At 74.5% G+C, this 24800-nt stretch carries 17 protein-coding genes; 11 read left to right on the top strand and 6 right to left on the bottom strand.

Features of this window, described 5'->3' with window-relative positions; translation table 11 throughout:
• Positions 1–2: 2 nt before the first annotated feature.
• Positions 3–530, bottom strand: a complete 528-nt coding sequence (locus ACFPIJ_RS06680; protein ID WP_380113734.1) for a hypothetical protein — start codon at positions 528–530, stop codon at positions 3–5.
• Here ACFPIJ_RS06680 and ACFPIJ_RS06675 point away from each other — a divergent pair.
• From ACFPIJ_RS06675 to ACFPIJ_RS06665, 3 genes are read left to right on the top strand one after another with little or no spacing between them, the layout of a single operon-like run.
• On the top strand, positions 529–789 hold the full coding sequence (locus ACFPIJ_RS06675; protein WP_380114177.1) for a PAS domain S-box protein: 261 nt from the start codon (positions 529–531) through the stop codon (positions 787–789). The two genes, ACFPIJ_RS06680 and ACFPIJ_RS06675, sit on opposite strands and share 2 nt — an antisense overlap.
• Complete coding sequence (locus ACFPIJ_RS06670; protein ID WP_380113733.1) at positions 786–1640, top strand: diguanylate cyclase domain-containing protein; 855 nt, start codon at positions 786–788, stop codon at positions 1638–1640. The genes ACFPIJ_RS06675 and ACFPIJ_RS06670 overlap by 4 nt, the downstream gene beginning before the upstream one ends.
• A gap of 49 nt (positions 1641–1689) precedes the next feature.
• Complete coding sequence (locus tag ACFPIJ_RS06665) at positions 1690–2781, top strand: hypothetical protein (RefSeq protein ID WP_380113731.1); 1092 nt, start codon at positions 1690–1692, stop codon at positions 2779–2781.
• Here ACFPIJ_RS06665 and ACFPIJ_RS06660 read toward each other — a convergent pair.
• From ACFPIJ_RS06660 to ACFPIJ_RS06650, 3 genes are all read right to left on the bottom strand, one after another.
• Positions 2753–3523 (bottom strand): SDR family NAD(P)-dependent oxidoreductase, encoded by a 771-nt coding sequence (locus ACFPIJ_RS06660; protein WP_380113730.1) that lies wholly within the window; start codon positions 3521–3523, stop codon positions 2753–2755. The two genes, ACFPIJ_RS06665 and ACFPIJ_RS06660, sit on opposite strands and share 29 nt — an antisense overlap.
• 236 nt (positions 3524–3759) lie before the next feature.
• Positions 3760–7206, bottom strand: coding sequence for an ATP-binding cassette domain-containing protein (locus ACFPIJ_RS06655; protein WP_380113729.1), 3447 nt, complete (start codon positions 7204–7206; stop codon positions 3760–3762).
• A 70-nt stretch (positions 7207–7276) separates the two neighbouring features.
• On the bottom strand, positions 7277–10387 hold the full coding sequence (locus ACFPIJ_RS06650) for an AfsR/SARP family transcriptional regulator (RefSeq protein WP_380113728.1): 3111 nt from the start codon (positions 10385–10387) through the stop codon (positions 7277–7279).
• Between the two features lie 70 nt (positions 10388–10457).
• On the opposite strand from ACFPIJ_RS06650, the gene ACFPIJ_RS06645 reads away from it, so the two are divergent.
• Positions 10458–10775: a hypothetical protein gene (locus tag ACFPIJ_RS06645; RefSeq protein ID WP_380113727.1), complete on the top strand. Its 318-nt coding sequence runs from the start codon at positions 10458–10460 to the stop codon at positions 10773–10775.
• Here the strand turns inward: ACFPIJ_RS06645 and ACFPIJ_RS06640 are convergent.
• Positions 10715–11179, bottom strand: a complete 465-nt coding sequence (locus ACFPIJ_RS06640) for a hypothetical protein (RefSeq protein WP_380113726.1) — start codon at positions 11177–11179, stop codon at positions 10715–10717. The two genes, ACFPIJ_RS06645 and ACFPIJ_RS06640, sit on opposite strands and share 61 nt — an antisense overlap.
• A gap of 260 nt (positions 11180–11439) precedes the next feature.
• Here ACFPIJ_RS06640 and ACFPIJ_RS06635 point away from each other — a divergent pair, with 260 nt between their 5' ends.
• From ACFPIJ_RS06635 to ACFPIJ_RS06615, 5 genes are all read left to right on the top strand, one after another.
• Complete coding sequence (locus tag ACFPIJ_RS06635; RefSeq protein ID WP_380113725.1) at positions 11440–13242, top strand: discoidin domain-containing protein; 1803 nt, start codon at positions 11440–11442, stop codon at positions 13240–13242.
• Between the two features lie 190 nt (positions 13243–13432).
• Positions 13433–14359 carry a carbohydrate kinase family protein gene (locus ACFPIJ_RS06630; protein ID WP_380113724.1) on the top strand — a complete coding sequence of 309 codons (927 nt, stop codon included), beginning with the start codon at positions 13433–13435 and terminating at the stop codon, positions 14357–14359.
• Between the two features lie 126 nt (positions 14360–14485).
• Positions 14486–16828, top strand: a complete 2343-nt coding sequence (locus ACFPIJ_RS06625) for a putative bifunctional diguanylate cyclase/phosphodiesterase (protein ID WP_380113723.1) — start codon at positions 14486–14488, stop codon at positions 16826–16828.
• 59 nt (positions 16829–16887) lie between these two features.
• Entirely contained in the window at positions 16888–19776 is a 2889-nt protein-coding gene (locus ACFPIJ_RS06620; RefSeq protein WP_380113722.1) for a hypothetical protein, read from the top strand.
• The gene (locus ACFPIJ_RS06615; protein ID WP_380113721.1) at positions 19773–22625 is read left to right on the top strand and encodes a hypothetical protein; all 2853 of its coding nucleotides are present in this window, start codon (positions 19773–19775) and stop codon (positions 22623–22625) included. Before ACFPIJ_RS06620 ends, ACFPIJ_RS06615 begins: the two co-directional genes overlap by 4 nt.
• A 12-nt stretch (positions 22626–22637) precedes the next feature.
• Here ACFPIJ_RS06615 and ACFPIJ_RS06610 read toward each other — a convergent pair whose 3' ends face one another.
• A complete protein-coding gene (locus tag ACFPIJ_RS06610; protein WP_380114176.1) occupies positions 22638–22901 on the bottom strand; it encodes a DUF3303 domain-containing protein in 264 nt (87 codons plus the stop codon).
• 140 nt (positions 22902–23041) lie between these two features.
• Between ACFPIJ_RS06610 and ACFPIJ_RS06605 the strand changes: the two genes are divergently transcribed.
• Both ACFPIJ_RS06605 and ACFPIJ_RS06600 read left to right on the top strand, forming a co-directional pair.
• Positions 23042–23551 carry a hypothetical protein gene (locus tag ACFPIJ_RS06605; RefSeq protein ID WP_380113720.1) on the top strand — a complete coding sequence of 170 codons (510 nt, stop codon included), beginning with the start codon at positions 23042–23044 and terminating at the stop codon, positions 23549–23551.
• A gap of 214 nt (positions 23552–23765) precedes the next feature.
• The gene (locus ACFPIJ_RS06600) at positions 23766–24785 is read left to right on the top strand and encodes a LacI family DNA-binding transcriptional regulator (RefSeq protein WP_380113719.1); all 1020 of its coding nucleotides are present in this window, start codon (positions 23766–23768) and stop codon (positions 24783–24785) included.
• The last annotated feature ends 15 nt before the right edge of the window (positions 24786–24800 follow it).

Genomic DNA, 24800 nt, shown 5'->3' with positions numbered 1-24800 from the left:
CTTCAGCCCACCGGGGCCCGGCCGATGACGCTGGCATGGCCGGATCGACGATGGACCGCGACGCGCGGCTTGCCGCACTGCTGGCGGAGCACCCCGACGCGTTCGTCAGCGCGGTCACCGTCCAGGGCCTGTTCGCGCCCCTGCCGGAGGAGTTGCGGCGCAGCGGCCTGCGCCCCCTCGAAGGGCCGACGTCGGCGCTCGGGCTCGTCGTCGGCGACGACCAGCCCGCCGTCGTGGACGCCTGGCACCGGGCCCTCACCGACGGCGCCGGCAGCTGCCTGTTCCACCCGCGGGCCGCGCCGGGCGCGACCGCCCGGATGCATCTCATCGACACGACCCACCGCTTCGGCCTGTACACCTGCTGCATCACCGGACTTGAGGGCCAGCCCGAGGCGCTCGGCGTCGACGCGGTGCGACCACGGCTCGTCACCGTGCGCAAGGATCAGACGGCGGTGATCACCGATGCCGATCCCGGCATCGTGAGGCTGCTCGGGCTGGACCGCCGAGGAGCTCGTCGGCCGCCGCGCCATCGACCTGGTCCACCCCGACGACCACCAGCGGGCCATCTCCAGCTGGATGGACCTGCTCACCGTGCCGTCCGGGGAGGCCCGCCGGGTCCGGCTGCGGCACCTGCACCGCGACGGCCGCGCCATCTGGTTCGAGATCACGAACCACAGCTTCCTCGGCGCCCCGGATCACCCGCACGTCCTCGGCGAGATGCTCGACATCACCGACGAGATGGCCGCCGAGGAGGCGCTGCGCGCCGGCTCACCGAGGCGCTGCCGATGAGCATCGTGCAGATCGACGCCGACCGCCGCATCGTGTATCAGAACGCCCGCGTCGCCCGGACCATCGGCACCGTCGCAGGCGACGTCCTGGACGGAGGGCGACTCGCCGCCGGCGTCCTCCCGAGTGACCTGCCCGCCGTCACCGCAGCGCTCGACGGGGTGCTCCGCGACGGGCGCGACGTCGACCTGGAGTACGGCTTCCGCCACCCGGACACCGGCCTGCGCCGGGTCGACGCGAAGGTCCGCGCCCTCGCCGCCCCGGACGGCCAGGTCACCGGCGCCATCATCTGCCTCACCGACGTCACCGACGCGGTCCGGATGCGGGAGGAACTGCACCGGCAGGCCACGTACGACGCACTCACCGGCTGCCGCAGCCGCGCCGCGACCCTGACCGCGCTTTCCAAGGCGCTGGCACTGCCGGCCACGCACCGCGGCGTCGCCGTCGTCTTCGTCGACCTCAACGAGTTCAAGGCGGTCAACGACCGCTACGGCCACGCCACCGGCGACCGCCTCCTCACCCACGTCGGGTCCCTGCTGCGTGCCGCCGTCCGCGACGGTGACGTGGTCGGCCGCTTCGGCGGCGACGAGTTCGTCGTCGTCTGCCGCGACGTCGCCGGCCTGCCCCAGGCCCGGCGGATCGGTGGGACCCTGGCCACCGTGGTCGCCGCCGACAGCGCGGCGCTGCACCTCGACGCGGTGCGGATCCTGCCGCGCGCCAGCATCGGGGTCAGCTGGGGCCGCCCGGGCACCGTCGACGCGGACACGCTCATCGCGCACGCCGACGCGGCCATGTACGCGGCGAAGAAGACCCGGGCCGGCAGCCGGGTCGCGCTGCAGGTGGCCGCCGCCTAGCGGCGCACGCGGGGCACCACTTCCGATCGGATTCCCCTACTCTCGGCGCGTGGAGGAGCTGGCGCCGTCGTCGGCGGAGACCACCGTCGTGGCAGTGCTGACGCTGGCCGGGGTGCTGGCCGCGCTGGGCCTGCTGATCGCCCTCCGCCGCCGTTCCACGATTCGCGCCGGTGCTGTCGTGCCGTCCCGGCCGACGTGGGGGCTCACGATGCTCTCGCTCATCGGGTCCGTGCTGCTGTTCATCGGCGAGCGCACCGAGTACGTCATCGGCCACTCCGGCAGCGGCAAGGCGACCCTCCTCACCCTGCACGGCCTGGCAACGCCGGTGTACTGGATGGCGTACCTGATCCTCGGCGGGCTGCTGGTCATCCTCACCGGCGCGCTGCTGACGTCGCCGATCACCCTGCGCTGGGTGGCCGGCCCGCCGGCGCTGCTGATCGCGGCCCTGCTGATCGGCCTGCTGGCCGCCCTGAAACTGAAGATCGACCGGTTCGACCGGCACCTGGCCGAGCGGCATCTCCCGGCGGCGAAACCCACCGACGGCATCTACACCGACACCGTCGTCGGCGCCGACGCCCGGGTCGGCTGGGTCCTCGGCGTGCTCGGCGCCGCGCTGCTGACGCTGACGGTCGTGCTCGTCGTCGCCGGCACCAGCGAGTTGCTGGTGCTGGTCGCCGTGACCGCAGGGCTCACGCTGCTGAGCGCCGCCCTGCCCCTCGGCGGCGAGTTCTGGGCGCTGCGCGACGGCACCGTGGAGTGGGTGACGGTCCCGGCGCTGAGGATCGGCGGCACCTTGCTGCTGTGGCCGGTCGTCATGGCCGGACTGGCCACGCTGCTGCTCGCGATTCCCTTTCTGCCGCGGTGGCACCGAGGGATCGCCGCATTCGCCGCCGCCCTGGCACCCGGGTGGATCCTGCTCATCGTCGGGGTGTCCATCGCGACCCTGGAGGGCGACGCCGTCCAGAACCTGCTCCGCGCCGACGGCTACACCCTCGCCGTCAGCCACGGCTGCGCCGCCCTCTACCTGTTCCTGTTCACCCCGTTCTTCGTGGTGCCGTGGGTGGCCATCCGCGCCTGGCGCGTCACCCGCCGCTCGGCTTTGAGCCCGGCGTTCAGCGGGCGGTCCAGCCGCCGTCGATGAGCAGCGTCTCGCCGGTGATGAGCGACGCGGCGGGCGACACCAGGAACAGCACCGCGCCCGCGACCTCGACCGGCTCGCCGATGCGGTGCAGCGCGGCGATCCGCTCGACCACGTCACGGCGGTGCTCGGGGTCGGCCAGGTACGCCTCGGTCCCTGGCGTGTGCACGAACGTCGGGGCGACCGCGTTCACCGTGATCCCGTGCCCGCCCCACTCGACGGCCAGGCACCGGGTCAGGTGCGCGATGGCGGCCTTCGTCATGCAGTACACCGCCTCACCCGGCAACGCCACGGCACCGGCCTGCGAGCCGATGTTGACGATCCGCCCGTACCCCTGCCGGATCATGACCCGACCGGCGGCCTGGCTGGCGAAGAACGTGCCCTTGAGATTGACCGCGAGCGTCTGGTCGAAGTCCTCCTCGACCACGTCCTCAGCCAGGTTCTCCGGAGCGATGCCGGCATTGTTGACCAGGATGTCGAGCCGCCCGAAGTGCTCCACGGCCGCGTCGACGGCGGCGCGGACCTGCCCCACGTCGGTGACGTCCATCTGCAGCGGCAGCACCCGCCGGCCAAGCGCCGTGACCTCAGCGGCCAGGCCAGCATCGGCGTCCACGTCCCGCAGCCCGAGCGCGACGTCGGCACCAGCGTTGGCGAGGGTGAGTGCGATCGCGCGGCCGAGCCCCCGCGCGGCCCCGGTCACCAGGGCCACCTGCCCCGGCACGTCGAACCGCGGAAACCCGTCCATGCGGGCAGCGTACGTGAATCCCGCTGAGCACCACACCGCCGAGCCCACCCGCAGCCTCCGATCCCCGGGCCGGCGCGGAGTGGTGCGAGCTCCGACGGACGCGTCGCCGCCACAGATCAGACCGACCCGCCGCGCTGGGCGTCCACCGCCGTGATCCAAGGAGCCGAACGGCCGTCCCAACGACTTCGATCTGTGAACGGACCGGGTGTCGGGGAGGTGGCAGCGGCGCAGGTGGGTCAGCCGGCGAGGTGGCCCCAGCGGTCCTCGAGTTCGTGCCAGGTGCCCTGGGCGGCGGCGGTGCCGTCGAGCAGGACGACGACGCGGTCGGCCTGGGTGAGGGCGGCGCGCTTCGAGGTGGAGCCGATGACCGTGACGCCGTGGTCTCGCAGGGCGCGCCACAGGGCCAGCTCCGTCGTGACGTCCAGGGCCGAGGACACATCGTCCGCGATGAGCAGCTCGGTGCGCGGAGCGAGCGCCCGCGCCAAGGCGAGCCGCTGCAGCTGGCCGCCGGACAACCGGGTGCCCTTGTGGCCGATGAGCAGGCCCAGGCCGGCGCCCGCGGCGGCGAGGTCGTGGGTGAGCTGGGCGGTGGAGACGGCGTCGTCGGCGTCGACCTCGTGGCCGAGGCGGATGTTGTCGGCGACCGTGCCGGACAGGACGCGCGGGAGCTGGGCGACGTAGCCGATCTGGTTGGGGCGCAGGAACATCTCGGGTTCGGTGACGGGTTCGCCGTTCCAGCGCAGGGCGCCGGTGTGGTGGACGATGCCGGCGAGGGCGCGCAGGAGTGAGGACTTGCCGGAGCCGACGGGGCCGACGACGAGGACCAGCTCGCCGCGGGCGACGGTGAGGTCGAGGTCGCGCACGGCGACGGTGCCGTCCTCGTGCACGGCGGTGAAGCCGTCGAGGTCGAGGCGGCGCAGCGGGCGGCGGGGCGGGGTGACCGGTGCCGGTGCGACACCGGCGGAGATGTCGACGCCGGGGACGGCGGCCGCGTACTCCGCCTCGCCGGTCATCGCCACGGTGCGGCGGGTCCAGACGCGGGCCGAGGGCAGCTGCGAGACCAGCGACGCGGTCGTCCACGCAAACCAGCGGGCCGAGCCGAGGGTCGACACGGCGACGAGGGTGGCGCCGGCGGAGAGGTTGCCGGTGAGCAGGAGGGCCCAGGCGCCGATCGGCAGCAGGCCGCTGGCGACGGCGGGGGTGGAGCGGGCCCAGACCTGGGTGGAGATCTCCCAGCGTTGCCGGGCGCTGCGGATGCCGTCCAACCGGGCGAGGTGGTCCAGGACGGGTCGGGTGGCGCCGGCGAGCTTGACGGTGCGGGCCGCGGACAGCGACGAGACCAGGGCGGTGGCGAACGCGGCCCGGGCCGCGACCGTCTTGGTCGCGGAGCGTTTCAGGACCGGGCCGAACAGGGTGGCGGTGAGGCCGGAGACCACGATCGTGGCGGCCATGAAGGCGGCCGGGACCAGGGAGCCGGAGACGAGCGTCATCGAGACCAGGACGAAGCCGCAGATCCACTGGTCGATGAGGTTGTCGGCGAGCACGACGACGCGTTCGGTGTCGCCGCCCTGGGCGACGACCTCGGCGGGGGTGTGGGTGCTGACCCGGCGCGGGCCGGTCTGGCCGTGCACCAGGCGCAGGCTGATGCGCAGCAGCTGCCGGACCCACCACTCGGGGAACCACTTGCCGGTGTAGTACGGCAGGGGCAGCGGCAGCAGGAGACCGGCGACGATGCCGACGGCCGGCCACAGGGTGCCGCCGCTGCCGTCGACGAGGTCGGCCCACAGCCACGGCAGCACGGAGCCGTCCAGGCCGAGGAACACCATGATGGCGAACATGGCGACGGCGAGCAGCCCGTATCGCGCGTCGTTGGTGGCGAGCTTGTAGATGTTCCAGAACGTCCGGGCGCGAGGCAGCTTCGGCAGCGGGGGCGGGTCCGTTTTGTCCAGAGAAACCGAAACGAGCGATCCCGATAACGGCTCCGGATCGGCAACGGCGACCGCCGAACCACCAGACGGGACCGGCACCCGAACGGCGGAAGCGGCCAGCAGCGAGGCGAACCGGGACGAGGACGACATGGGGCCCGCCTCGACAACCAGACCGTCGGCGAGGACCACGACCTCGTCGCAGCGGCGCACGGACGACAGCCGGTGCGCGACGATGATGCCGATGCGGCCCACCAGCAGCCGGTCGGTGGCCCGCTGCACCTGGGTCTCGGTGACCGGGTCGAGCCGCGCGGTGGCCTCGTCGAGGATGACGACCTGCGGGTCGCGCACCATGATCCGGGCGAACGCGACCAGCTGCTCCTGCCCGGCGGACAGCACGTGGCCGCCCTCGCCGAGCTTCGTCTCCATGCCGTCGGGCAGCTCGGCGACCCACGACGCCAGGCCGAGCGACTCCAACGCCGACGCGGCGCGCGGCAGCAGCAACGGGTCGAACAGCGCGATGTTCTCCGCCAGGGTGCCGGCGAGGATCTCGGTGCGCTGCGGCACGACGGCGATCCACCGGCGCAGCGCCTCGACGTCGAGGTCGAGCAGGTCGGTGCCGGCGAGGAAGACGGTGCCGCGGGGCAGGTCGACGGCGCGCGTGAGCACCTTCGCCAGGGTCGACTTGCCGGAGCCCGTGCGACCGACCAGCGCATAGGACCTGCCGCGCGAGAAGGTCAGGTTGACGTCGCGCAGCGCGGCCCGGCCGGCAGCGTAGCGGAACGTGAGGTCCCGCACGACGAGGTCGCCTGCGGCCGGAGCACCGCCGCCGACGGGCTCCTGCGGCGAGTCGCGCAGCAGCTGGACGCGGCCCCAGGCGCCGAGCGCGTACTGCAGCTCCGGGACCATCCGGCTGGTGTGCTCGACGGTGGCGCCGAAGCCGAGGGCGAGCAGCCACACCGCGGTGAGCCGGGCGCCGTCGATGCGGTCCGTCGCCATGGCCCACAGGCCGGCCACGACGATGACCGCGATGCCGGCGCGGACGGTCCCGGCGGCGACCGCGGTGATGGCGCCGGAGCGGGTCCACACCTGGCGGCCACGGGCGAGCACGACGCTGGCGCGGTGCGCGTACAGACGCAGCACGTAGGGCCGGGCGAGGCTGGTGCGCACGTCGTCCTGGCCGTGGATGGACTCCTCCATCACGGCGGCCAGGTCGGACCAGGCCTCCTCCTCGCCCATCCGGGCGGTGCCGATCTTCGCGGTCGGCTTGCGCAGCACGACGGTGAGGCCGGTGACGAGCACGACCATGGCGACGCCGGCCGGCCACCAGACATACAGGGTGGTGCCGATCGACAGGACGCCGAACGCGAGCGACTGGGCGATCCGCACGCCGCTGCCGCGCAGTTCGGAGGCGACCTGATAGACGTCGCCGTCGATGCGGTCGAGCAGCTCGCCGACGGGCGTGGTCTCCAGCGTCGGCAGGTCCTGGCCGAACGCGACCCGGCACAGCCGCCGGCGCACGTCAGCGGACCAGTCGGCGGTGACCCCGGCCATGACGAGCCCGACGATCAGGTCGGTGGCCACGGCGGCGACAAGGGCGACGGCAAGCACCGTGAACATCGCCCATGATCGATGTATCAGGACCGATCCGGCCACGCCGGCCGCGGCAGCCTGACCGGCGGCGCCGAGAATGACCAGGAACACCACCAGACCGGTGCGGCGCGGCGACGTGGCCCAGAGGTCACGGAGCAGGCGCATGGTGGGATCCCCCCGGATCGTTGTGGCGGCCTCTCAGACTGCGCCGCGACCGGGGGCATTTTCAATCCATTTACAGGAGATCGGCGGCCGTCTCGATCGTCGTTGCTCGACCCCTGGCAACCGCCGCGGCACGCTCCGCATCCGTCAATGCCGCGGTTGCGGCGCTCGCGAGCGTGGCAAGGTGTGGCCGGGTGTGGTCCGGGCCACCCCGGATCGTTTCGGCCGCCGTGAGCAGCGTCACGGCCAGCGCGGGGTCGCCGGCGAGCAGCACGACCTCGGCGGCGTCCTCGAGCACCGCACCCGCGACGGGTCCGTCGAACGCGCTGCGCGCGTGTTCAAGAGCAACGGCGGCCATGGTACGGCCATCGTCAGGCGCTCCTTCCAACGCGCGCACGACCGCGAGCCCTCCCTGGACCGCCGCGAGCATCTGCGCCGACGCCTGCGCGCCTGTCAGGATCTCCGCCGCGTCGTTGAAGTGCCGCCGCGCCTCGGCGAGCCGGCCGGCCCGCAGCGCGCGCTCGGCGTACACGTACTCGACGAACGCGATCCCGTCGGGCAACCCGACCTGCAGCGCCGTGCGCCGCGCCCCGGCCAGCACGACCTCCGCCCGCTCGGGACGGCCGAGCAGCTCGTGCAGCTGGGCGAGGCGCACCTCGGCGGCCGAACGGTCCTCGGCCGTGCCCAGCTCCGCGAACAGCCGCAGGCTCTCCTCCAGGTGGTCGACGGCCGCCGCGAACTCGCCGCGGCGGGCGAGGACCTCGGCGAGGGACTGCATCGCGGCCGCCATGCCCCATCGTTCCCCGATCTCCTGGAACCCGGCGAGCGACTTGGCGAACCGGCTCGCCGCGGCGTCGTACGGGATGCCCACGTTCATCTCGGCGTGGCAGTACAGCAGCTCCCCGAGGCTGGCCAGCCACGGATCGGGATCCCGGGCCAGCACCCCGATGTGTTCGAGGGTCTCGTCGGTCGACCCGTTGCGGAACAGCATCGAGACCGCCTTGAACAGCCGGAACATCGGATGCTGGCCCTGATACCGGAACGCCTCCTCGAACCAGGCGTTGACCTGCGTGGCCTCGCCGATCCCGTCGAAGCCGTTGACCGCGGCGACACCGCACGCCATCGCGCGCGCGTCGGGGTCCGTCGGCCCGTCCAGCGCGAGCGCGGCGACGGCCAGGCCGGCGCCCTCGACCCGGTGGCCGCGCATCCACCAGTACCAGCCGAGGACCAGCACGAACTGCACGGCCAGGTCGGCGTCGCCGTCGGCGATCGCCCGGCGCAGCGCACCGTGCAGGTTGTCGTGGTCGGCGGACAGCACCGCGAGGGCCTTGAGCTGCTCGGCGGTGCGCAGCGTGGGTTCGAGGCGTTCGGCGAGCGCGAGGAACCAGGTCGCGTGCCGCCGCCGCAGCTGCGCGGTCTCGCCGCACTCGTCGAGCCGTTCCAGGCCGTACGCCCGGATCGTCTCCAGCATCCGGTACCGGCCGTCGTCCTCGACCAGCAGCGACTTGTCCACCAGCGCCGCGACCAGGTCCACCGGGTCGCCGAGCGTGCCACCGGGGTCGCAGACGGCACCCGCGGCCTCCAGGGTCGCCCCGCCCGGGAACACGGCGAGCCGGCGCAGCATCACCCGTTCGGCGTCGGTGAGCAGGTCCCAGCTCCAGTCGACGACCGCCCGCAGCGTCTGGTGCCGCGGCAGCGCCGTGCGGCTCCCCCGGGTCAGCAGCCGGAACCTGTCGTCGAGCCGGTCCGCGACCTGCGCGGCGGTCATCGACCGGCAGCGGGCCGCCGCCAGCTCGATCGCCAGGGGCATGCCGTCCAGCGCGCGGCAGATCCGAAGGGCGGACCCGTCGAGCTGGAAGCCTGGTCGCACCGCGGCCGCACGATCCGACAACAGCCGTGCCGCCGGCGAGTCCAGCCCGTCTCCCGGCAGTGGACCGACCGGCAGCAGCACCTCCCCGGTGATGCCGAGCGGCTCCCGGCTGGTGGCCAGGACGCGCAGGTGCGGGCAGTCGCCGAGCAGGCGGTCGGCGAGGGCGGCCGCGGCGCCGATGACATGCTCACAGTTGTCGAGGATCAGCAGAATCCGCCGGTACGCCAGTGCCTCCGCCAGCCGGGCGAGCGCCACCGAGCCGTCGACCGTGGGGACGCGCCGGGCCGGACCGGCCGTTGCCGCGGGGTCGCGCAGGCCGAGCGCGGTCCACACCGCCTGGACGACGGCCCCGGGCTCGGTGACGTTGGCCAGCTCGACCAGCCAGGCGTCGCCGGTCGCGGCCACCCCGGGTCCGCGGCCGACCTCGGTCGCCAGGCGGGTCTTGCCCGCGCCGCCGGGCCCGACGAGCGTGACCAGCCGCGCCCGCGCGACCAGCCCGACAACGCTGCGCACCTCGTCGTCCCGCCCGACGAAGCTGGTCAGCGGCGCCTTGAGATTGCCGGCCGGCGGGGCCGCAGCCTCGACCTTCGCCGGCGCGTTCCGCAGGATCTCCAGGTGCACGGCGGCGAGCCCGGCGGACGGATCCGCGCCCAACTCGTCGGCGAGGCGGGCCCGGCACCGGTCGAACGCGCGCAACGCGTCGGCGGTGCGGCCCCCGGCGTACAGGGCGCGCATGAGCAGCCCGACGGACCGCTCCCGCAGCGGATGCGCCGCGACCAGGGCCTCCAGGTCGGGCACGGCGCTGAGCCCGAGGCGGAGCTCCGCCTCGGCCCGGTCCTCGGCGGCGGCCAGCCGCAGCTCGTCCAGCCGAGCCCGCCACCCGAGCGCGAACGGCGCCTCCCCCGCGTCCGCGAGCGCCGGGCCGCGCCACAGGGCCTCCGCCTCGCGGAGCAGCTCGACGCCGCCGGCCGGGTCCCGGTCCAGCAGCGCCCGCCCCCGCCCGACCAGCTCCGCGAACAGCAGGTGGTCGACCTGGAGGGGTTCGACGTCGAGCAGGTATCCGGCGGGCCGCGCCTCCAGCATCCCGTCCGGCAGGACCCGCCGCAGCCGCGACACGAGCGACTGCAGCGCGTTGGTCGCGTCGCCGGGTGGCGTGTCGCCCCAGATGCCGCCGGCGAGGCGGGCGGCGGTGACGGTCCGTCCCGCCTCCAGCGCCAGCAGCGTGACCAGGATCCGCAGGCGCGCGCCACCGACCTCGACGGGCGCGCCGGTCTCGGCCCGCACCTCGAGCGGCCCCAGCACCCCGATCCGCACGCACCGATTGTGCCCCGCTGCCACCGGTGCGTCGCCACCGCGCTTGCCTGACGTCCCTACGCTGGGGCACATGGGACTGTGGTGGGTCGTCGCGGCGGTGCTCATCGCGGCCTCGGCGGCCGGGACGGCCTTCGTGGTCCGGCGCCGCCGGCGCCCGCGCACCCGGGCGGAGACGCTCCGGGCGGCCCGGGACGCGATGCAGGGCCTGCGGGCCGCGGACAGCAGGACGCGGCGGCGCAAGGACGTCGGCCGCAGTGAGACCGCGTCACGCCGGGACCGCTACTCGGCCGGGCTGGCCGAGAACGTCACCTACAGCGACGCGGCCGACTACAGCTCGGGCGACAGTGGCGGCGGGGGCGGCGGGGGCGGCGGGGGCGGCTCCGACTGAGCCCGCCGGCGCCGCACGCCACACCAGCGCAGCGCGTTGAGCGTCATCGACGGCACGCCGCCGGCCAGGACCGTGAGAGCCGCCGATCGAGGGTCCACCCAGTGCAGCCGGTCGCCGGCCAGCGCCATGAGCGGCACGGCCAACACGGCGCCCGCCACGCCGACCGCGAAGCCGGACCACGGCCCGGTCGCCGGGTCGAACCGGGTCGGACCCACGACGACGTCCGTGCCGGCCACCGCCACCCCGATCAGCGCGAGTCCGACGACCACGGTCACGGCCGCCCAGCCGCGACCGGCGGCGAGCCACACCTCGTGCGCGATCAGGCCGACGAGCCCGATCCCCGCTGCCGAGATCACGGCGGCCGCGACGACGTGCGCCGTCGCGGCGCCCCACACCCGTGTCATCCGCCCCATCCTCGACCCGCCGGACGTGGGGCGGGTGTTCGAAACGTGTGGATGTCGTGAAGCCGCGGTTGGGTGATACCGTCCGAGAGAGCGCTCTCTCATCGTTGTTTCATAGACCGTGACGAATCGCCACGGTCGCCGTCCACCCGCCCGGACACCCTGATCGCTCCGCATGGCCGCACCTCCGCCGACCCGCCATCGGCCATGCCGCCGCGCCCTCGGACCGGTCCGCGCGGTGGGCCCCGCCCCGAGGAGACCCCATGCACGACCCGCAGCACGGGCCCGCCCGGAAGCGCCGCTTCCGGGGCTGGGCCGCCGCCGGCACCGCCCTCACCACGGTCGCGCTCGTGGCCGTCACGGCGGTCGCGTACGCCGGGCAGACCCCGCAGGCCGCCGCCCCGGCAGCCCTCGCCGCCGCAGCCGCCGTCCCCGCCCCACCGGCCGGGTTCACCCTGACCTGGAGCGACGACTTCAGCGCCGCCGCCGGCACCGGGATCAACACCGCCGCCTGGAAGTACGACACCGGACCGGGCAGCAGCTTCGGCACCGGCGAGATCGAGACGATGACCAACAGCACCGCCAACGTGTTCCACGACGGCAACGGCCACCTGGTGCTGCGGGCCCTGCACAGCGGGACCGACCCGCGGGCCGGCTGGACGTCGGGCCGGATCGAGACCCAGGCCGCGACCTACGGCGCCGAGCCCGGCGGCGTGGTCCGCATGGAGTCCTCCCTGCAGCAGCCGAACGTGACCACCGCCAACGGCGCCGGGTACTGGCCGGCGTTCTGGATGCTCGGATCCACCCTGCGGACCGGCACCAGCTGGCCGACCAGCGGCGAGATCGACATCATGGAGGACATCAACGGCCGCAGTTCCACGTTCGGCACCCTGCACTGCGGCGTGAACCCGGGCGGCCCCTGCAACGAGTCGACCGGCCTCGGCAGCGGTGAGCGGCCGTGCGCCGGATGCCAGACCGGCTACCACACCTACGCCGTGGAGATCGACCGGTCGAAGTCGCCGGAGGAGATCCGCTGGTACCTCGACGGGGCGCTGTACTTCACCCTGCCGGCGACCCGTGTGGACGCGACCACCTGGGCCAACGCGGTGCACCACCCGTTCTTCATCATCTACGACCTGGCGATCGGCGGCGGCTTCCCGGACGCGTTCGGCGGCGGCCCCAACGCCGCCACGGTCTCCGGTGGGCAGCTCAACATCGACTGGGTCGCGGTGTACAACAAGGGCCCCGGCACCGTGCCGCCCGCGACCAACATCGCGCAGGGCAAGCCGACCACGGCGTCCTCGTCGGAGAACGCCCCCGGCTGCCCGGCCTGCGCAACCGACGGCAACCCGAACACCCGCTGGTCGAGCGCCTTCAGCGACCCGCAATGGCTGCAGGTCGACCTCGGCCAGTCCTACAACGTGACCAACGTCAGGCTCGACTGGGAGGCGGCGTACGGCAAGGCCTACAAGCTTCAGGTCTCGAACGATCAGCTGACCTGGGTCGACATCGCCGCGACCAGCACCGGTGACGGCGGCACGGACACCTGGGCGGTCAGCGGCACCGGCCGGTACGTGCGCATGTACGGCACCCAGCGCGGCACCCCCTACGGCTACTCGCTGTGGGAGCTGTCGATCTTCGGTACCCCGGCCGTCAACACCGGCGGCACGCTCGTCTCCCAGGGCAGGCCGACCACCGCCTCTTCGACCGAGAACGCCGGCACCGCCGCCGCCAACGCCACCGACGGCAGCACCGGCACCCGCTGGTCGAGCGCGTTCAGCGACCCGCAGTGGCTCAGCGTCGACCTCGGCGCGGTCATGAACGTCAACAAGGTCGTGCTGAACTGGGAGGCCGCGTACGCGAAGGCCTACCAGGTGCAGACGTCCACCGACGGCACCACCTGGACCACGGCCTACTCCACCACGACGGGCACCGGCGGGGTGCAGACCCTGAGCCTGTCGGCAAGCGCCCGCTACGTCCGCGTCTACGGCACGCAGCGGGCGACGACCTACGGCTATTCGCTGTACGAGTTCCAGATGTACGCCATGACCTGCTGCACGCCGTAACCGTCGGCGCTGCACGGTGCGGTCGCCCGGTCCGTCCCGCGGATCCGGCCGACCGCACGACGCGGACGCAGAGCCGTTCAGGGCTGACCGGTCAGCTCTCCACAGTGGACACCGCGGCGGCGCGGTCCAGCTCGTTCAACGGCATCGCGGTGCATGACTACGACAGCTGGACCCGCCTAAGATGACCACCATGGCGTCCGATGTGCTCGTGCTCTGCGGTGTCGGGATCGACACCATCGTCCGCGTTCCCGAGCTGGCGGTCCCGCCCGGCGACATCCTGCACGTCGAGCCCGTCCGGGACTACGTCGCGCACTCGGGCAACGGGGTGGCGCTGGGGTTTCACGCGCTGGGCCTGCGCACCAAGTTCATCGACTTCCTCGGCGACGACACCCTCGGCGCGCTGATCCTGGCCCGATATGCGGCCGTCGGCCTGAACTTCGAGCACGTGCCCGCGCCGAACGGCACGCCCCGCAGCGTCAACCTGGTCGACGCGGCCGGTCGCCGGTTCTCCTTCTTCGACGGGCGGCACCCCGACGACCTGCGGCTGCCGCGGGAGGCGTACCTGCCGGCGCTGGAGCAGGCCCGGCACGTGCACGTCGCCGGCCGGGCGCCGGAGGCGTTCGCCGAGGCGCGCCGGCTGGGCGTCACGACGTCGACCGACATCCACTCGTGGGACGGCGAGTCGGCGTGGGGTCTGAACCTGGCGCGGGAGGCGGACCTGGTCTTCCTCAGCGCCGCCGCGGCGCCGCAGAAGATCGACGACCTCATGCACACCATTCTCGACGCGGGCCGGGCCACGATGGTGGTCGCGACCGAGGGCGACGCCGGCAGCCGGGTCCTCACCCGCACCGACCGGCGGGTGGTCCGGTTCCCGGCGGTCGGGCCGGAGCGCCCGGTCGTGGACAGCAACGGCGCCGGCGACGGGTTCAGCACGGCGTTCATGAGCCGCTGGTTCGCCGGCCGCCCGCTGGACGAGTGCGTCCTCGCCGGCGCGGTGTCCGGCGCGTTCGCCTGCGGCGCCGCCGGCACCCACGAGGAGCAGATCACCGCGGCGCAGCTCGACGCGGCGGTCGCCCGGGCCAGGGACACCGACCGCTGGCGCGACGGCCGCGACTGAGGTTCGTGCATTGCCGCAATGCAGCGCGGCTCCGATGTGTTTCATGACCGGATGACCGAGGGGTTGCGGTAGCGTACGGAAGGTCATCGCGTGTTGTCGTGATCACCTCCGGTGAGGATGCGTCCTTTGTCGCGCATACCCGTGTCCGTCCCCCTTGCTGTCGCCGTGGCCGGGGTGTTCGGGGCCGTGGCGCTGGGCAGCTCGGGACTGCTCGGCCCGTGGTGGTCGCTGTTCGTCGACGACCTGGCGCAGTTCAGCGCCGGGCTCGCGGCCACCCTCACCTGCTGGATCACCGCCCGGCGGCACACCGGCGCCCAGCGTCGCTGGCGGCTGTGGATGGGCGCCGGCACCTGCGGCTGGACCGTCGGCCAGTTCATCTGGTCCTGGTATCAGCTGTTCCGCGACGACGCGTTGCCCTCGCCCTCGCTGGCCGACGCCGGCTACCTGACCCTGCCCCTCTTCGCGCTGCCGGCCCTCATCGCCCTCGCCGCCGACCGGCCCGTCGAGGGCCGGCCCCGCCGCCTCGCCGCGCAGCTCGTCATGGTCCTTGACGGGCTCATCGTCGTCGGCGCGCTGTTCGTGCTGACCTGGGCCACGTCGCTCGGCGCCGTCGTGCGGGCCGGCGCCGCCACCCGGTTCGCGTACACCGTCGCGATCGCCTACCCGGTCACCGATCTGCTGCTCACGGTCATCGTCATCCTGCTGCTGGCCCGGTCCGCCGCCGTCAACCGGCGCCAGCTGTCGATCCTCGGCGTCGGGCTGTTCTGCCTGTCGTTCTCCGACAGCGTCTTCGCCTACCTCGTCGCCGCCGGCGCTGATCACATGCCGCCGCTCGCCGACGCCGGCTTCATCGCCGGGCAGGCGCTCGTCGCCGTCGCCGCCGCGACCCCGACCCGCGAGGCGCCCGCCACGGCATTGACCCGCGAGGCGCCCGTCGAAGCGTCCCGGGCGGCACGACCGCACCACCGGTGGGCGCACCTGCTGCTGCCGTACGTGCCGGTCGCCGGCACCGGCGTGCTCTTCATGATCCAGCTGGCCCAGGGCCGGCCGATGGACACCTTCGAGATCGCCGTGGAGACCGCGGTCATCTCGCTGCTCATCATCCGGCAGGCGGTCACCCTGGTGGAGAACGCGGTGCTGCTCGACCGCCTCTCCGACAGCCAGGCCCGGCTCAGCCACCAGGCGTTCCACGACGGCCTCACCGAGCTGTCCAACCGGGTGCTGTTCCAGGACCGGCTCGACCACGCGCTCGCCCTGCACCACCGTGACGCCCGGCCCCTCGCCGTGCTCTTCCTCGACCTCGACGACTTCAAAGCCGTCAACGACCGCTACGGCCACCACGCCGGCGACCGGCTCCTGCGCCTGGTCGCCGACCGGCTCCGCGGCGCGGTCCGCGAGGGCGACACCATCGCCCGCGTCGGCGGCGACGAGTTCGCCGTGCTCCTCGAAGGCGGCGGCGACCCAGGTGTCCCCGCCGACCGCATCATGGCCGCGCTGCGCGAGCCGTTCGACCTGGACGGCGCCACGGTCACCGTCGCCGCGTCCGTCGGCCTCGTCGAGGCCGGCACGCACGGGCCGGTGCACACCGCCGACATGCTCCTGCGCCGCGCCGACGCCGCCATGTACGCGGGCAAGCGCCAGGGCAAGGGCACGCTCGTGCGGTACCGGCTGGACCTGCCCGACGGCACCGGCAGCTCCGACCTCGCCGAGATGCTCGCCGACACGCTGCGCGACGGGCGCGGCCTCGACGTGCACTACCAGCCGATCGTGCGGCTCAACGACGGCACCGTCGTCGCCGTCGAGGCCCTCGCCCGCTGGACCCATCCGAGCCTCGGCCCCGTCTCCGCCGACATGTTCATCGCCACCGCCGAGGAGATCGGCCTGATCCGCCTCGTCGACGACTTCGTGCTCGACCGGGCCTGCCGCGACGCCGCCGCGTTCCGCGGGCCGTGGGCGAGCATCGCCGTGCACGTCAACACCTCCGCGGCCCGGCTCGGCCGGCCCGAGCACGAGGAGACCGTCCGCGCCGCGGTCCTGCGCCACGGCCTCACCCCGCACCGGCTGCTGCTCGAGCTCACCGAGACCGCCCCGCTGCCCGACCTGTCCGCCGCGGCGGGCGCGGTGCGGCGGCTCGGCCGGTTCGGCGTCCGCTTCGCCCTCGACGACTTCGGCACCGGCTACAACGCCCTCGCCCAGCTGCACGCCATCCCGGTCGACGAGGTCAAGCTCGACCGCAGCTTCACCCTCGCCGACGGCGGGCGCAGCGAGGCCATCTGCCGTTCCATCGTCTCGATCTGCGCCGGGATGGGCGTCACGGTCGTCGCCGAGGGCATCGAGACCGACCGCCAGGAGGCCACGATGGCCGCGCTGGGCTGCCGGTACGGTCAGGGCCACCGCTACGGCCTGGCCGGCCCGCTGCACGAGGTCGCCCCGCCCGGCGCGCTGGACCCCGAGTCGACGCTGGTCTGAGATCCAAGGGAGATCGACCCGGCCCCACGTACTCGCCCGTTTTCTGTAAGGTCAGCTGCGTGTTGGGCCTGATCGTCGCCGCGCTCCGGGCCCGGCGCGCCGCGGCGCTCGTGATGCTCGTCCTCGCCGCGGTCACCATGGGCGCGGCAGTCGCCGCCGGCGCCGCCACCGGCCCGCTGGCCAGGGGTGCCGCCACCGCCAGGGTCGAGGCGGCCACCCCGGCCGAACGCACCCTGTCCGTGCGCTCCAGCATCTCTCTCGGCACCCAACCCGACGACATCGTCGGCAAGTTCCAGGCGCTGATCACCGGCGTCCCGGCCGAGCGCAGCGTGCTGGGCGTGCGGTACTCCGGCGTGCTGCGCGTGGGCGACCTGCGCCTGCCGGCCGAGCTGCGCGCCGTCGACGGCTTCTGCGACAACGCCACCATGCTGCAGGGCCGCTGCGCCGAGCAGGACGGCGAGATCGTCCTGGCCCCCGACGTCGCCCGGCAGCTCGGCCTCGCCGTCGGCGACCAGCTGCGCCAGGACGGCGGCTCCGGCACCGCCGTGGTCCCGCTGCGCCTCGTCGGGCTGTACGCACCCGGGGAACCGCTCGGCTGGTACTGGTCCGGGCTGGACGGCGTCGCCGCGTACACCACCCGCGGCACCGTCGCGAAACCCGGCGGCGCCGCGGTCGCCACCTACGACGCGCTGCTGCCCGCCTCCGCCTTCGACAGGCCGGCCCAGATCAACGCCACCGTCACCCGGATGCGCGCCGGGTCGCTCGAGGTCTCCTCGGCCGCCGCGACGCTCGCCACGGCCGTCGCGGCCGACCGCCGTGGCGTGCGGCGCGGGCTGCTGCTCGTCGAGCTGCAGGTGCTGCTGGTCGGCGGCATCGCGGTCGCCGTCGCCGCCGCCTACGCGGCACAGGAGCGCCGGGCCGACGCCGCCCGCATGGCGATCCGGGGGCTGCCGCCGTGGCGGATCCTCACCGGCACCGCCGGGCAGAGCCTCCTGCCGCTGCTCGTCGGTGCCGCCTGGGCCGTCGCGCTGCGCCCCTGGCTGTGGCAGGCCCTGGCGATCGCGGTCGGCGTGGTGGTGGCGGTGGAGTGGCCGGCCACCCGGGCGGGCGTGCCGGCGCTGCTGCGGGTCGTGCAGCCCCGCCGCCCGCTGGTCGCCGCGACCCTCGAGGTGTGCGTCCTGGCCCTCGGTGCCGCCGCCGTGTACCAGCTCGCCGTGGAGCCGGCCGCCGACGTGCGCCGGGACACCGGGCTCGGCCTCGGTCAGGCCGCGCCGCTGTTGATCGCATTGGCGGCGGGTGTACTGGCCACGCGCGCGCTCCTGTCAGCCGCCGGCCTCGCCGGCCGGACCGCCCTCGCCGGCGGGCGCGTCGGCGGCGCCCTCGCGGGCCTGACCCTGGGTCGCCGGCGGACCGCGTATCGGATCGTGCCCGTCATCGCGGCCGCCACCTGCGTCCTGGCCGTCGCCGCGCAGGACTGGGCCGGGGCCGCGGGCGCCCGCGCCGACCGGGCCGCCGTCGAGGTCGGCGCCGACCGCGTGCTGCGGGTCGCGCCGATGGACCGGGAGAAGTTCCTGGCCGCCGTGCGCGCCGCCGACCCGGAAGGCCGGCACGCGATGGCCGTGGCGATCGGCACCGGCACCGGCGCGCCGGTCATCGCCGTGGACGGCACCCGCCTGCGGGCGGTCACCGGCATCGACCTGCCGTCGCTGCGCGCCGAGGCGCCGGCGCCGCTGGCGTTCGCCGCGACGACGCTGACGCTGCGCGCGGCCGCCGCCGGCTCGACGGTGACAATGCAGTTGGCCGCCCACGGCGAACGGGTCACCGCTGTCTTCCGCACCCCCGCACCCCCTGCCGCGCCGGGTCCACCGGCGACGGCGGACGAAGACCTGGGAGCCCCGCCCCCGCCGCCGCCTCCACCCACGCTGGTGGAGTCCACCGTGGACGTCGCGGTGCCGCAGTGCGCGGCCGGCTGCCGGCTGGTCTCGGTCGAAACCAACCAAGGCCCGGTCGAGCTGCTCGAGCTGCGCGCCGGCGGCACGATGGTGGTCGACGGTGCCACGTTCGCCGACCCGGCCCGCTGGCGGACCACCCTCGCCCGGGCCGTCAGCACCGTGCAGGCCGGCCAGCGCGACAACCGGCTCCGGCTGCAGGATGTCGACCCGCCCAGCGAACGCCCCCGCGACAACCGCCTCTACGTCGTGGACACCCCGGTCCCGCTGCCCGCCGTGATCGCCGGCGACCTCACGCTGTCCAGCGACAACGACGTGCCCCGCGTGCGGGTCTTCGGCGTCGAGATGCCGGTGGCGCCCCACCTCGTCACGTCCGTCCCGCGCGGCGGCGCCGAAGGTGTGCTGGTCGACCTCGAATACGCCACCCACGTCGCCGGCCCGCCCGGCGGTGTCCCCGCCGCCGCCGCGGAACGCCTCGAGGTGTGGCTCGGCATCTCCGCGCCCGCCGACCTGCCCGACCGGCTGCGGGCCGCCGGGATCACCATCGCGGGCGGCGACAGCGCGGACGCGGCCACCACCCGAGCCGCGCGCCTCGCCCCGGCCGTGACCCTGCGCGCGGGGCTCGCCGGCGGTGCGATCGCCCTGCTGCTCGCCGCGGTCACCGCCGCCGTCGTCGCGGCCGTCGATCGGCGACAGCGCCGCGCCGAGCTCACCGCCCTGCGCCGCCAGGGCCTGCCGGCGTCGACCGCGCGCACCGTGGGCCGGTGGACCGCGGTCGCGCCGGTCCTCGTCGCCGTCCCCGTCGGTCTCGCCGCGGCGGTCCTGCTGCGGCTGCTCGCGCCGGCGCCGGTCCGCCCGTTCGCCGACCGCTGGCCGGTGCCGGTCGCGCCCGTGCAGTGGCTCGCGATCCTCGCCACGGCCGTCGTGGTGTTCGCCGTGCTGCTGCCGCCCGCCCTGTGGTCCCGTTCCACCCGTGACGATGCCGGGAGGTCGCGGTGATCGGTCTGGTCCTGGCGATGCTGTGGTCGCGGCGCGGCCGGGCCGCCGCCGTCATGCTCCTGACCGCGCTCGCCACCGCCGCGGCCCTGGCCGCCCCCGTCTACCTCGCCCGGGCCGACGACCGGATCGTGCGCACCGAGGTCGCCGGCGCCACCCCGGCCGAACGCACCGTCCTCATCACCGGCGAGGTCCAGTCCTCCGGCGGCGGCAGCATGGCCAACACGTTCCAGAGCCTCGCCGGCGGCTGGCTCGACACCCCCGGCTACGCCACCGTCTTCTCCGCGCAGTTCGCCGCCCAGCCCAGCAACCTCGAGCTGGCGACCGCCGCCCAGCTCAGCACCATCGTCTTCCGTGAGGGCATCTGCGAGCACGTCCGCGTCGTGGCCGGCAGGTGCCTGATGGGCACCGGCGACGCCGTCCTCACCGGGCGCACGGCCGACCGTCTCGGCCTGCGGCCCGGCGACACCATCTCGCTCAGCGGCTCCCGCTTCGACACCACCAGCAACCGGTTCAAGCGGGCCGGGGATCCGACCGCGCTCACCGTCGTCGGCGTGGTCGAGCCGCACGACGCCACGGAACCCTACTGGGGCCGCGCCGGCGGTGCCCGCGACGGGTTCCAGGTCGACCGGCGCACCCTGGACACGTTCGCGCGCCCCAGTGAGCTGCAGTCCTACGACGCGTACCCGCTGCCGGGCACCATCACCGTCGACACCCTCCCTGCGCTGCGGGAATGGGTCGTCGACGCGGCCCGCCGCAGCACCGACGAGGCGCGCCTCAACACCGACCTCGACGTGCTGCTGGAGCGCATCGCCGAGCGCCGCGCCGAGGTCCGCGCCACCGTGCCGTTCGCGGTGGCGCCGGTGCTGCTGCTCGCCTGGGCCGTCATCACGCTCGCCGTCTCCACCGTCATCCGGGTCCGGCGCTTCGAGCACGGTGTCATCGCGCTGCGTGGCGTCGCCCGACCCGGCCGGTGGTGGCTGGCGACCGGGGAGACGTTGCTGTCCGTGCTCACCGGCGCGCTGCTGGGGTTCACGGCGGCCGGTGGCTGGCAGACCCGTGGCGCCTGGCCGTACGCGGCGGTCGCGGTCCTCGGCGCCCTCGCCGTCGCGCTCACCGTCGCGCTGCGCACCGTCTCCGCGCCCGTGTCGGCGCTGCTGCGGCAGGTCGACCGGCACACCGCGCGCTGGCGCGGGTTCGCCCTGGAGGGCGTGCTCGTCGTGGCCGCGGTCGTCGCCGTCGTCCAGGTCCGCGGCCGGCCCGGCGGCATCGCCCTGCTCGCGCCGGCCCTCGTCATGCTCGCCGTCGCCGTCGTGGCGGGCCGGGTGGTGCCCGTCCTCAGCGGGCGGTCCGCGGCGCGGGCCCTGCGCCGCCGCACACTCGGCCGGGTCCGGCTCGCCGCGGTCCTCGCGGCGTTCCGGCTGGCCCGGCGGCCCGTCGGCGCGCGACTGCTGGTGCTGCTGACCCTCGCCGTCGGCTCGCTGGCGTTCGCCGCGGCCGCCACCGCCGCCGTCGACCAGCGGCAGCGGGACCAGGCCGACCTCGACACCGGCGCGCCGGTCGTGCTCACCGTCGACGCCACCAGCCGCGCCCAGCTGCTGCACGCGGTGCGGGCCGCGGACCCGGACGGCCGGTCCGCGATGGCGGTCGTGCCGATCCGCCCCGCCGAGAACGGCGAGCCGGCCGCCGTCGCCGTCGACGCAGCCCGGCTGCCCGCCGTCGCGCTCTGGCCCGCCGGCGCCGGCCGGGCCGCCGAGGTGGCGGCGCGGCTGCACCCGCCGGCGACCGCGGCGCCGGTCATGCTCACCGGTGCGAAGCTCACCCTCGACGTCACCGCCTCGGCCCTGGACCGCCCGGACGTCGTCCTCGCCGCCACCGTCGCCCCGCTGGACGGCCAGCGCACGGGCGTCGTCGAGCTGGGCACGCTCGTGCGGGGGCGGCAGTCGTACACCACCGACACCCCGATGTGCACGAAGGGATGCCGGCTCGTCCAGATCTCCGTCCGCCTGCCGCCATACGTCGGACCGACGGTGGTCGTCACGCTGCACTCGCCACCGGCGGCCGACTGGCGCGTCGCGGCCGGCGCGAGCGCGGCAACCGGCGCCGACGGGATCACGTTCACCCTGCCGATGACGTCCCAGCCCGGGGCCGGTGACCTGCGTCCCGCCGGCGGTCCCGAGCAGCTGCCCGTCGTGACCACGGTGCCGCTGCCGGCGGACGGCACGTTCAAGACGTTCGGCGGCAGGGCGGTGCCCGTGACCGGGTCCGACGCCGCCCGGCTGCCCCGGGTCGGGACCGGCGGCGCGCTCGTCGACCTCGAATACGCCGACATCTTCGCCGCCGACGACGGCCGCGCCGACGGCGCCGAGGTGTGGCTGTCGGCGTCCGCCCCGCCCACGATCGTCGACGCGCTGCGGGCGCAGGGGCTCACCGTCACGGGCCGGCGCACCGTCGCGGACGCCCGGGCCGGGATCGCCGCCGGCGGCACCGCGCTCGGCCTGCGGTTCTACCTCTTCGCCGGGTTGCTGTCGGTGGCGCTCGGCGCGGCCGGTCTCGCCGTCGCCGCGATCGGCACCACCGTCGCCGACCTGCGGGCGCTGCGGCTGCAGGGCCTGCGGCGCTCGACCGGCCGGCTGGTGGAGCCGTTCGCGGTCCTGGCGCTGGTCGCGGCGGCCGGCCTGGCGGGGGTCCTGGCGGCGGCGGTCGCCTGGGGCGCGGTCGGCGGCACGCTGCCGGGCCTGACGGGGACAGGTCTGCCACCGCTCGCGGTGCCGGCGGCGACCGTCGCGGCGGCGCTGCTGGCCCTCGCGGTCGCGGGCCTCGCCGCGCAGGCCACCGCCACCCGCCGCTGACCCCGGCGCGCGCTAGGTGGCGGTTTTCACGGCGGCGGCGGCCTGGGCGCTGGTGACGACCGGCACAACCTCGAAGTCGACGAGGTCGGACCAGTTGGCGATCCAGGTCATCAGCAGGGTCAGGTCGTCGCACTCCATGAGCTGGAAGCAGCGGGCGAAGCCGGCCTCGACCCAGCTGTCGACGTACCGCAGACCGTCGGGCATGAGGCGTCCGTCGGCGGCGGCACGTTCGTACACCGGGCGCGGCTGCCCGTTCTTGAACCGCTCGATCACCATGAACAGCACGACCGCAATCTATCGTGTTTCACCTGGTCGGGCGGGCGCGGCCGAATCGACACGGTCGCGGGCCCCACGCTACGATCCGGCGTCCGCGCGGCAGGTCCGCCGCGCCGCCCAGATCAAGGAGCGACCTCATCATGCGACGGTTCCTGACCGCGGCAGTTCTCGTAGCGATCGTCGGCGTCACCGGCGCCTGCGGCGACACGACCGACGACTCCGCGTCGCCCGGCGCGTCGACCGGCGCCACCCAGGCGGGCACCCCGGCGTCCCCGTCGGTTGATGTGGCGGCCAACACCAAGGACATCTGCGCCAAGTCCGAGGCCGTGATCACCGAGGCCGACATGACGGCGGCCGGCAAGCAGGTCGGTTTCATCATCGTGGCCCGGCAGCAGAAGAACGCCGCCGCCGAGGCGACCGCGAAGGCCGCGATCCGGACCCAGATCGACACCTGGAACAAGCAGTTCGGCCCGCTGCAGTCGCAGGCCGCGGACCCGGCGCTGCGGGCCGCGCTGGGCACGCTGATCACCGCGCTGACCACGCTCGGCTCGGACGAGTACCTGGCCGGTTTCAAGACCACCGCCGACCTCGCCAAGCTCGAGGCCACGCTGAAGACGGCCACCGACGCCATGACGAAGGTCTGCGGCTAGGCACGCGATCGTGGGTGGGACGACCGGCCCCGACCGGCCGTCCCACCCGTGTCGGTTCCCGGACGACCACCCCACCGGCGCCGTCCCGGAACCCGTCCTTGCTGCCCCTGCGGCGTCGTTCCAGGGCATGTAACGAATGAAACGCCGTGTAACATCGCCGAGGCTAGGAAACATCTTCACTCGTCTAACTGTCAAGAGTCCTTAGTGAAGACCTATGAATCGGGGACCGGAGCGGATGCGCAAGGTGACGGTCAGGGAGATCGCGGCGGCGACGGGCATGTCGATCGCGACCGTCTCCCGCGCGCTCAACGAGCACTCCACGGTCGCTCCGCACACCCGTGACCTGGTGCATCAGGCCGCGGAGCGGCTCAGCTCGCAGCGGCCCGCCCAGGCCCCGCGACCGGCCGGGGACCGGGTGTACCTGCGCTGCCCGTACGTGCTGACGGACTACTTCGGGCTGATCGTGTCGTCGATCGCGGAGACCGTCGAGCTGCACGGCCGGCAGCTGGTGCTCACCGCCGGCGAGGCCGCCCAGCGCACTCCCCTGCTGCGTGACCTGGAGCGCCACGACGGCATCGGCGGGATCATCGTGATCCTGCCGCCCGAGCCGGGCGCGGACCTGGTCGAGCTGCAGCGGCGCCGGATCCCGTTCGTGGTCGTCGACCCGCGCACCACCCTGCCGCCGGACATCGTGTCGGTGTCCGCGGCGCACTTCTCCGGCGCCCGGAAGGTCACCGCGCACCTGGTCGGCCTCGGCCACCGGCGCATCGGGGTCATCGGCGGACCGACCGAGTGGCTGGCCAGCGACGCCCGGCTCGCGGGGCACAACGCGGCCCTCGCGGACGTCGGCGTGCTGCCGGCCGCCGAGCTGCTGCGGGCCATCGAGCCCACCACATCGCAGGGCCGGCGCGCGGCCGGCGCACTGCTCGACCTGCCGCAGCCGCCGACGGCGCTGGTCGCGTTCAACGACAAGGCCGCGGTGGGCGCGATGCAGGCGGCGGCGGAGCGCGGGCTGCGGGTGCCGGACGACCTGTCGGTGACCGGTTTCGACGACATCGACCTCGCCGAGGCCACCAACCTGACGACGGTCCGCCAGCCGCTACCGGAGATGGGCCGCATGGCGGTGTCGTTGCTGGTGCGCCTGCTGGAGCGGCACCAGCTCGACGCGCTGCACGTCGAGCTGGCCACGCACCTGGTGGTGCGATCCTCGACCGCGCCGCCGCGCTCCCCATGATGCCGCGTCCCCATG

It is taken from the genome of Dactylosporangium cerinum (genome assembly GCF_042653625.1).
GTDB classification, from domain to species: domain Bacteria; phylum Actinomycetota; class Actinomycetes; order Mycobacteriales; family Micromonosporaceae; genus Dactylosporangium; species Dactylosporangium cerinum.
This window is presented reverse-complemented; position numbering and strand designations above follow the sequence as displayed.

Bases quoted from the DNA above. Each gene is read 5' to 3' on its own strand.
- ACFPIJ_RS06680 (WP_380113734.1), bottom strand. From the start codon at position 530: ATGGCGCGGCGGCCGACGAGCTCCTCGGCGGTCCAGCCCGAGCAGCCT.
- ACFPIJ_RS06670 (WP_380113733.1), top strand. From the start codon at position 786: ATGAGCATCGTGCAGATCGACGCCGACCGCCGCATCGTGTATCAGAAC.
- ACFPIJ_RS06660 (WP_380113730.1), bottom strand. From the start codon at position 3,523: ATGGACGGGTTTCCGCGGTTCGACGTGCCGGGGCAGGTGGCCCTGGTG.
- ACFPIJ_RS06655 (WP_380113729.1), bottom strand. From the start codon at position 7,206: ATGCGCCTGCTCCGTGACCTCTGGGCCACGTCGCCGCGCCGCACCGGT.
- ACFPIJ_RS06645 (WP_380113727.1), top strand. From the start codon at position 10,458: ATGGGACTGTGGTGGGTCGTCGCGGCGGTGCTCATCGCGGCCTCGGCG.
- ACFPIJ_RS06640 (WP_380113726.1), bottom strand. From the start codon at position 11,179: ATGACACGGGTGTGGGGCGCCGCGACGGCGCACGTCGTCGCGGCCGCC.
- ACFPIJ_RS06635 (WP_380113725.1), top strand. From the start codon at position 11,440: ATGCACGACCCGCAGCACGGGCCCGCCCGGAAGCGCCGCTTCCGGGGC.
- ACFPIJ_RS06630 (WP_380113724.1), top strand. From the start codon at position 13,433: ATGGCGTCCGATGTGCTCGTGCTCTGCGGTGTCGGGATCGACACCATC.
- ACFPIJ_RS06610 (WP_380114176.1), bottom strand. From the start codon at position 22,901: ATGGTGATCGAGCGGTTCAAGAACGGGCAGCCGCGCCCGGTGTACGAA.
- ACFPIJ_RS06605 (WP_380113720.1), top strand. From the start codon at position 23,042: ATGCGACGGTTCCTGACCGCGGCAGTTCTCGTAGCGATCGTCGGCGTC.
- ACFPIJ_RS06600 (WP_380113719.1), top strand. From the start codon at position 23,766: ATGAATCGGGGACCGGAGCGGATGCGCAAGGTGACGGTCAGGGAGATC.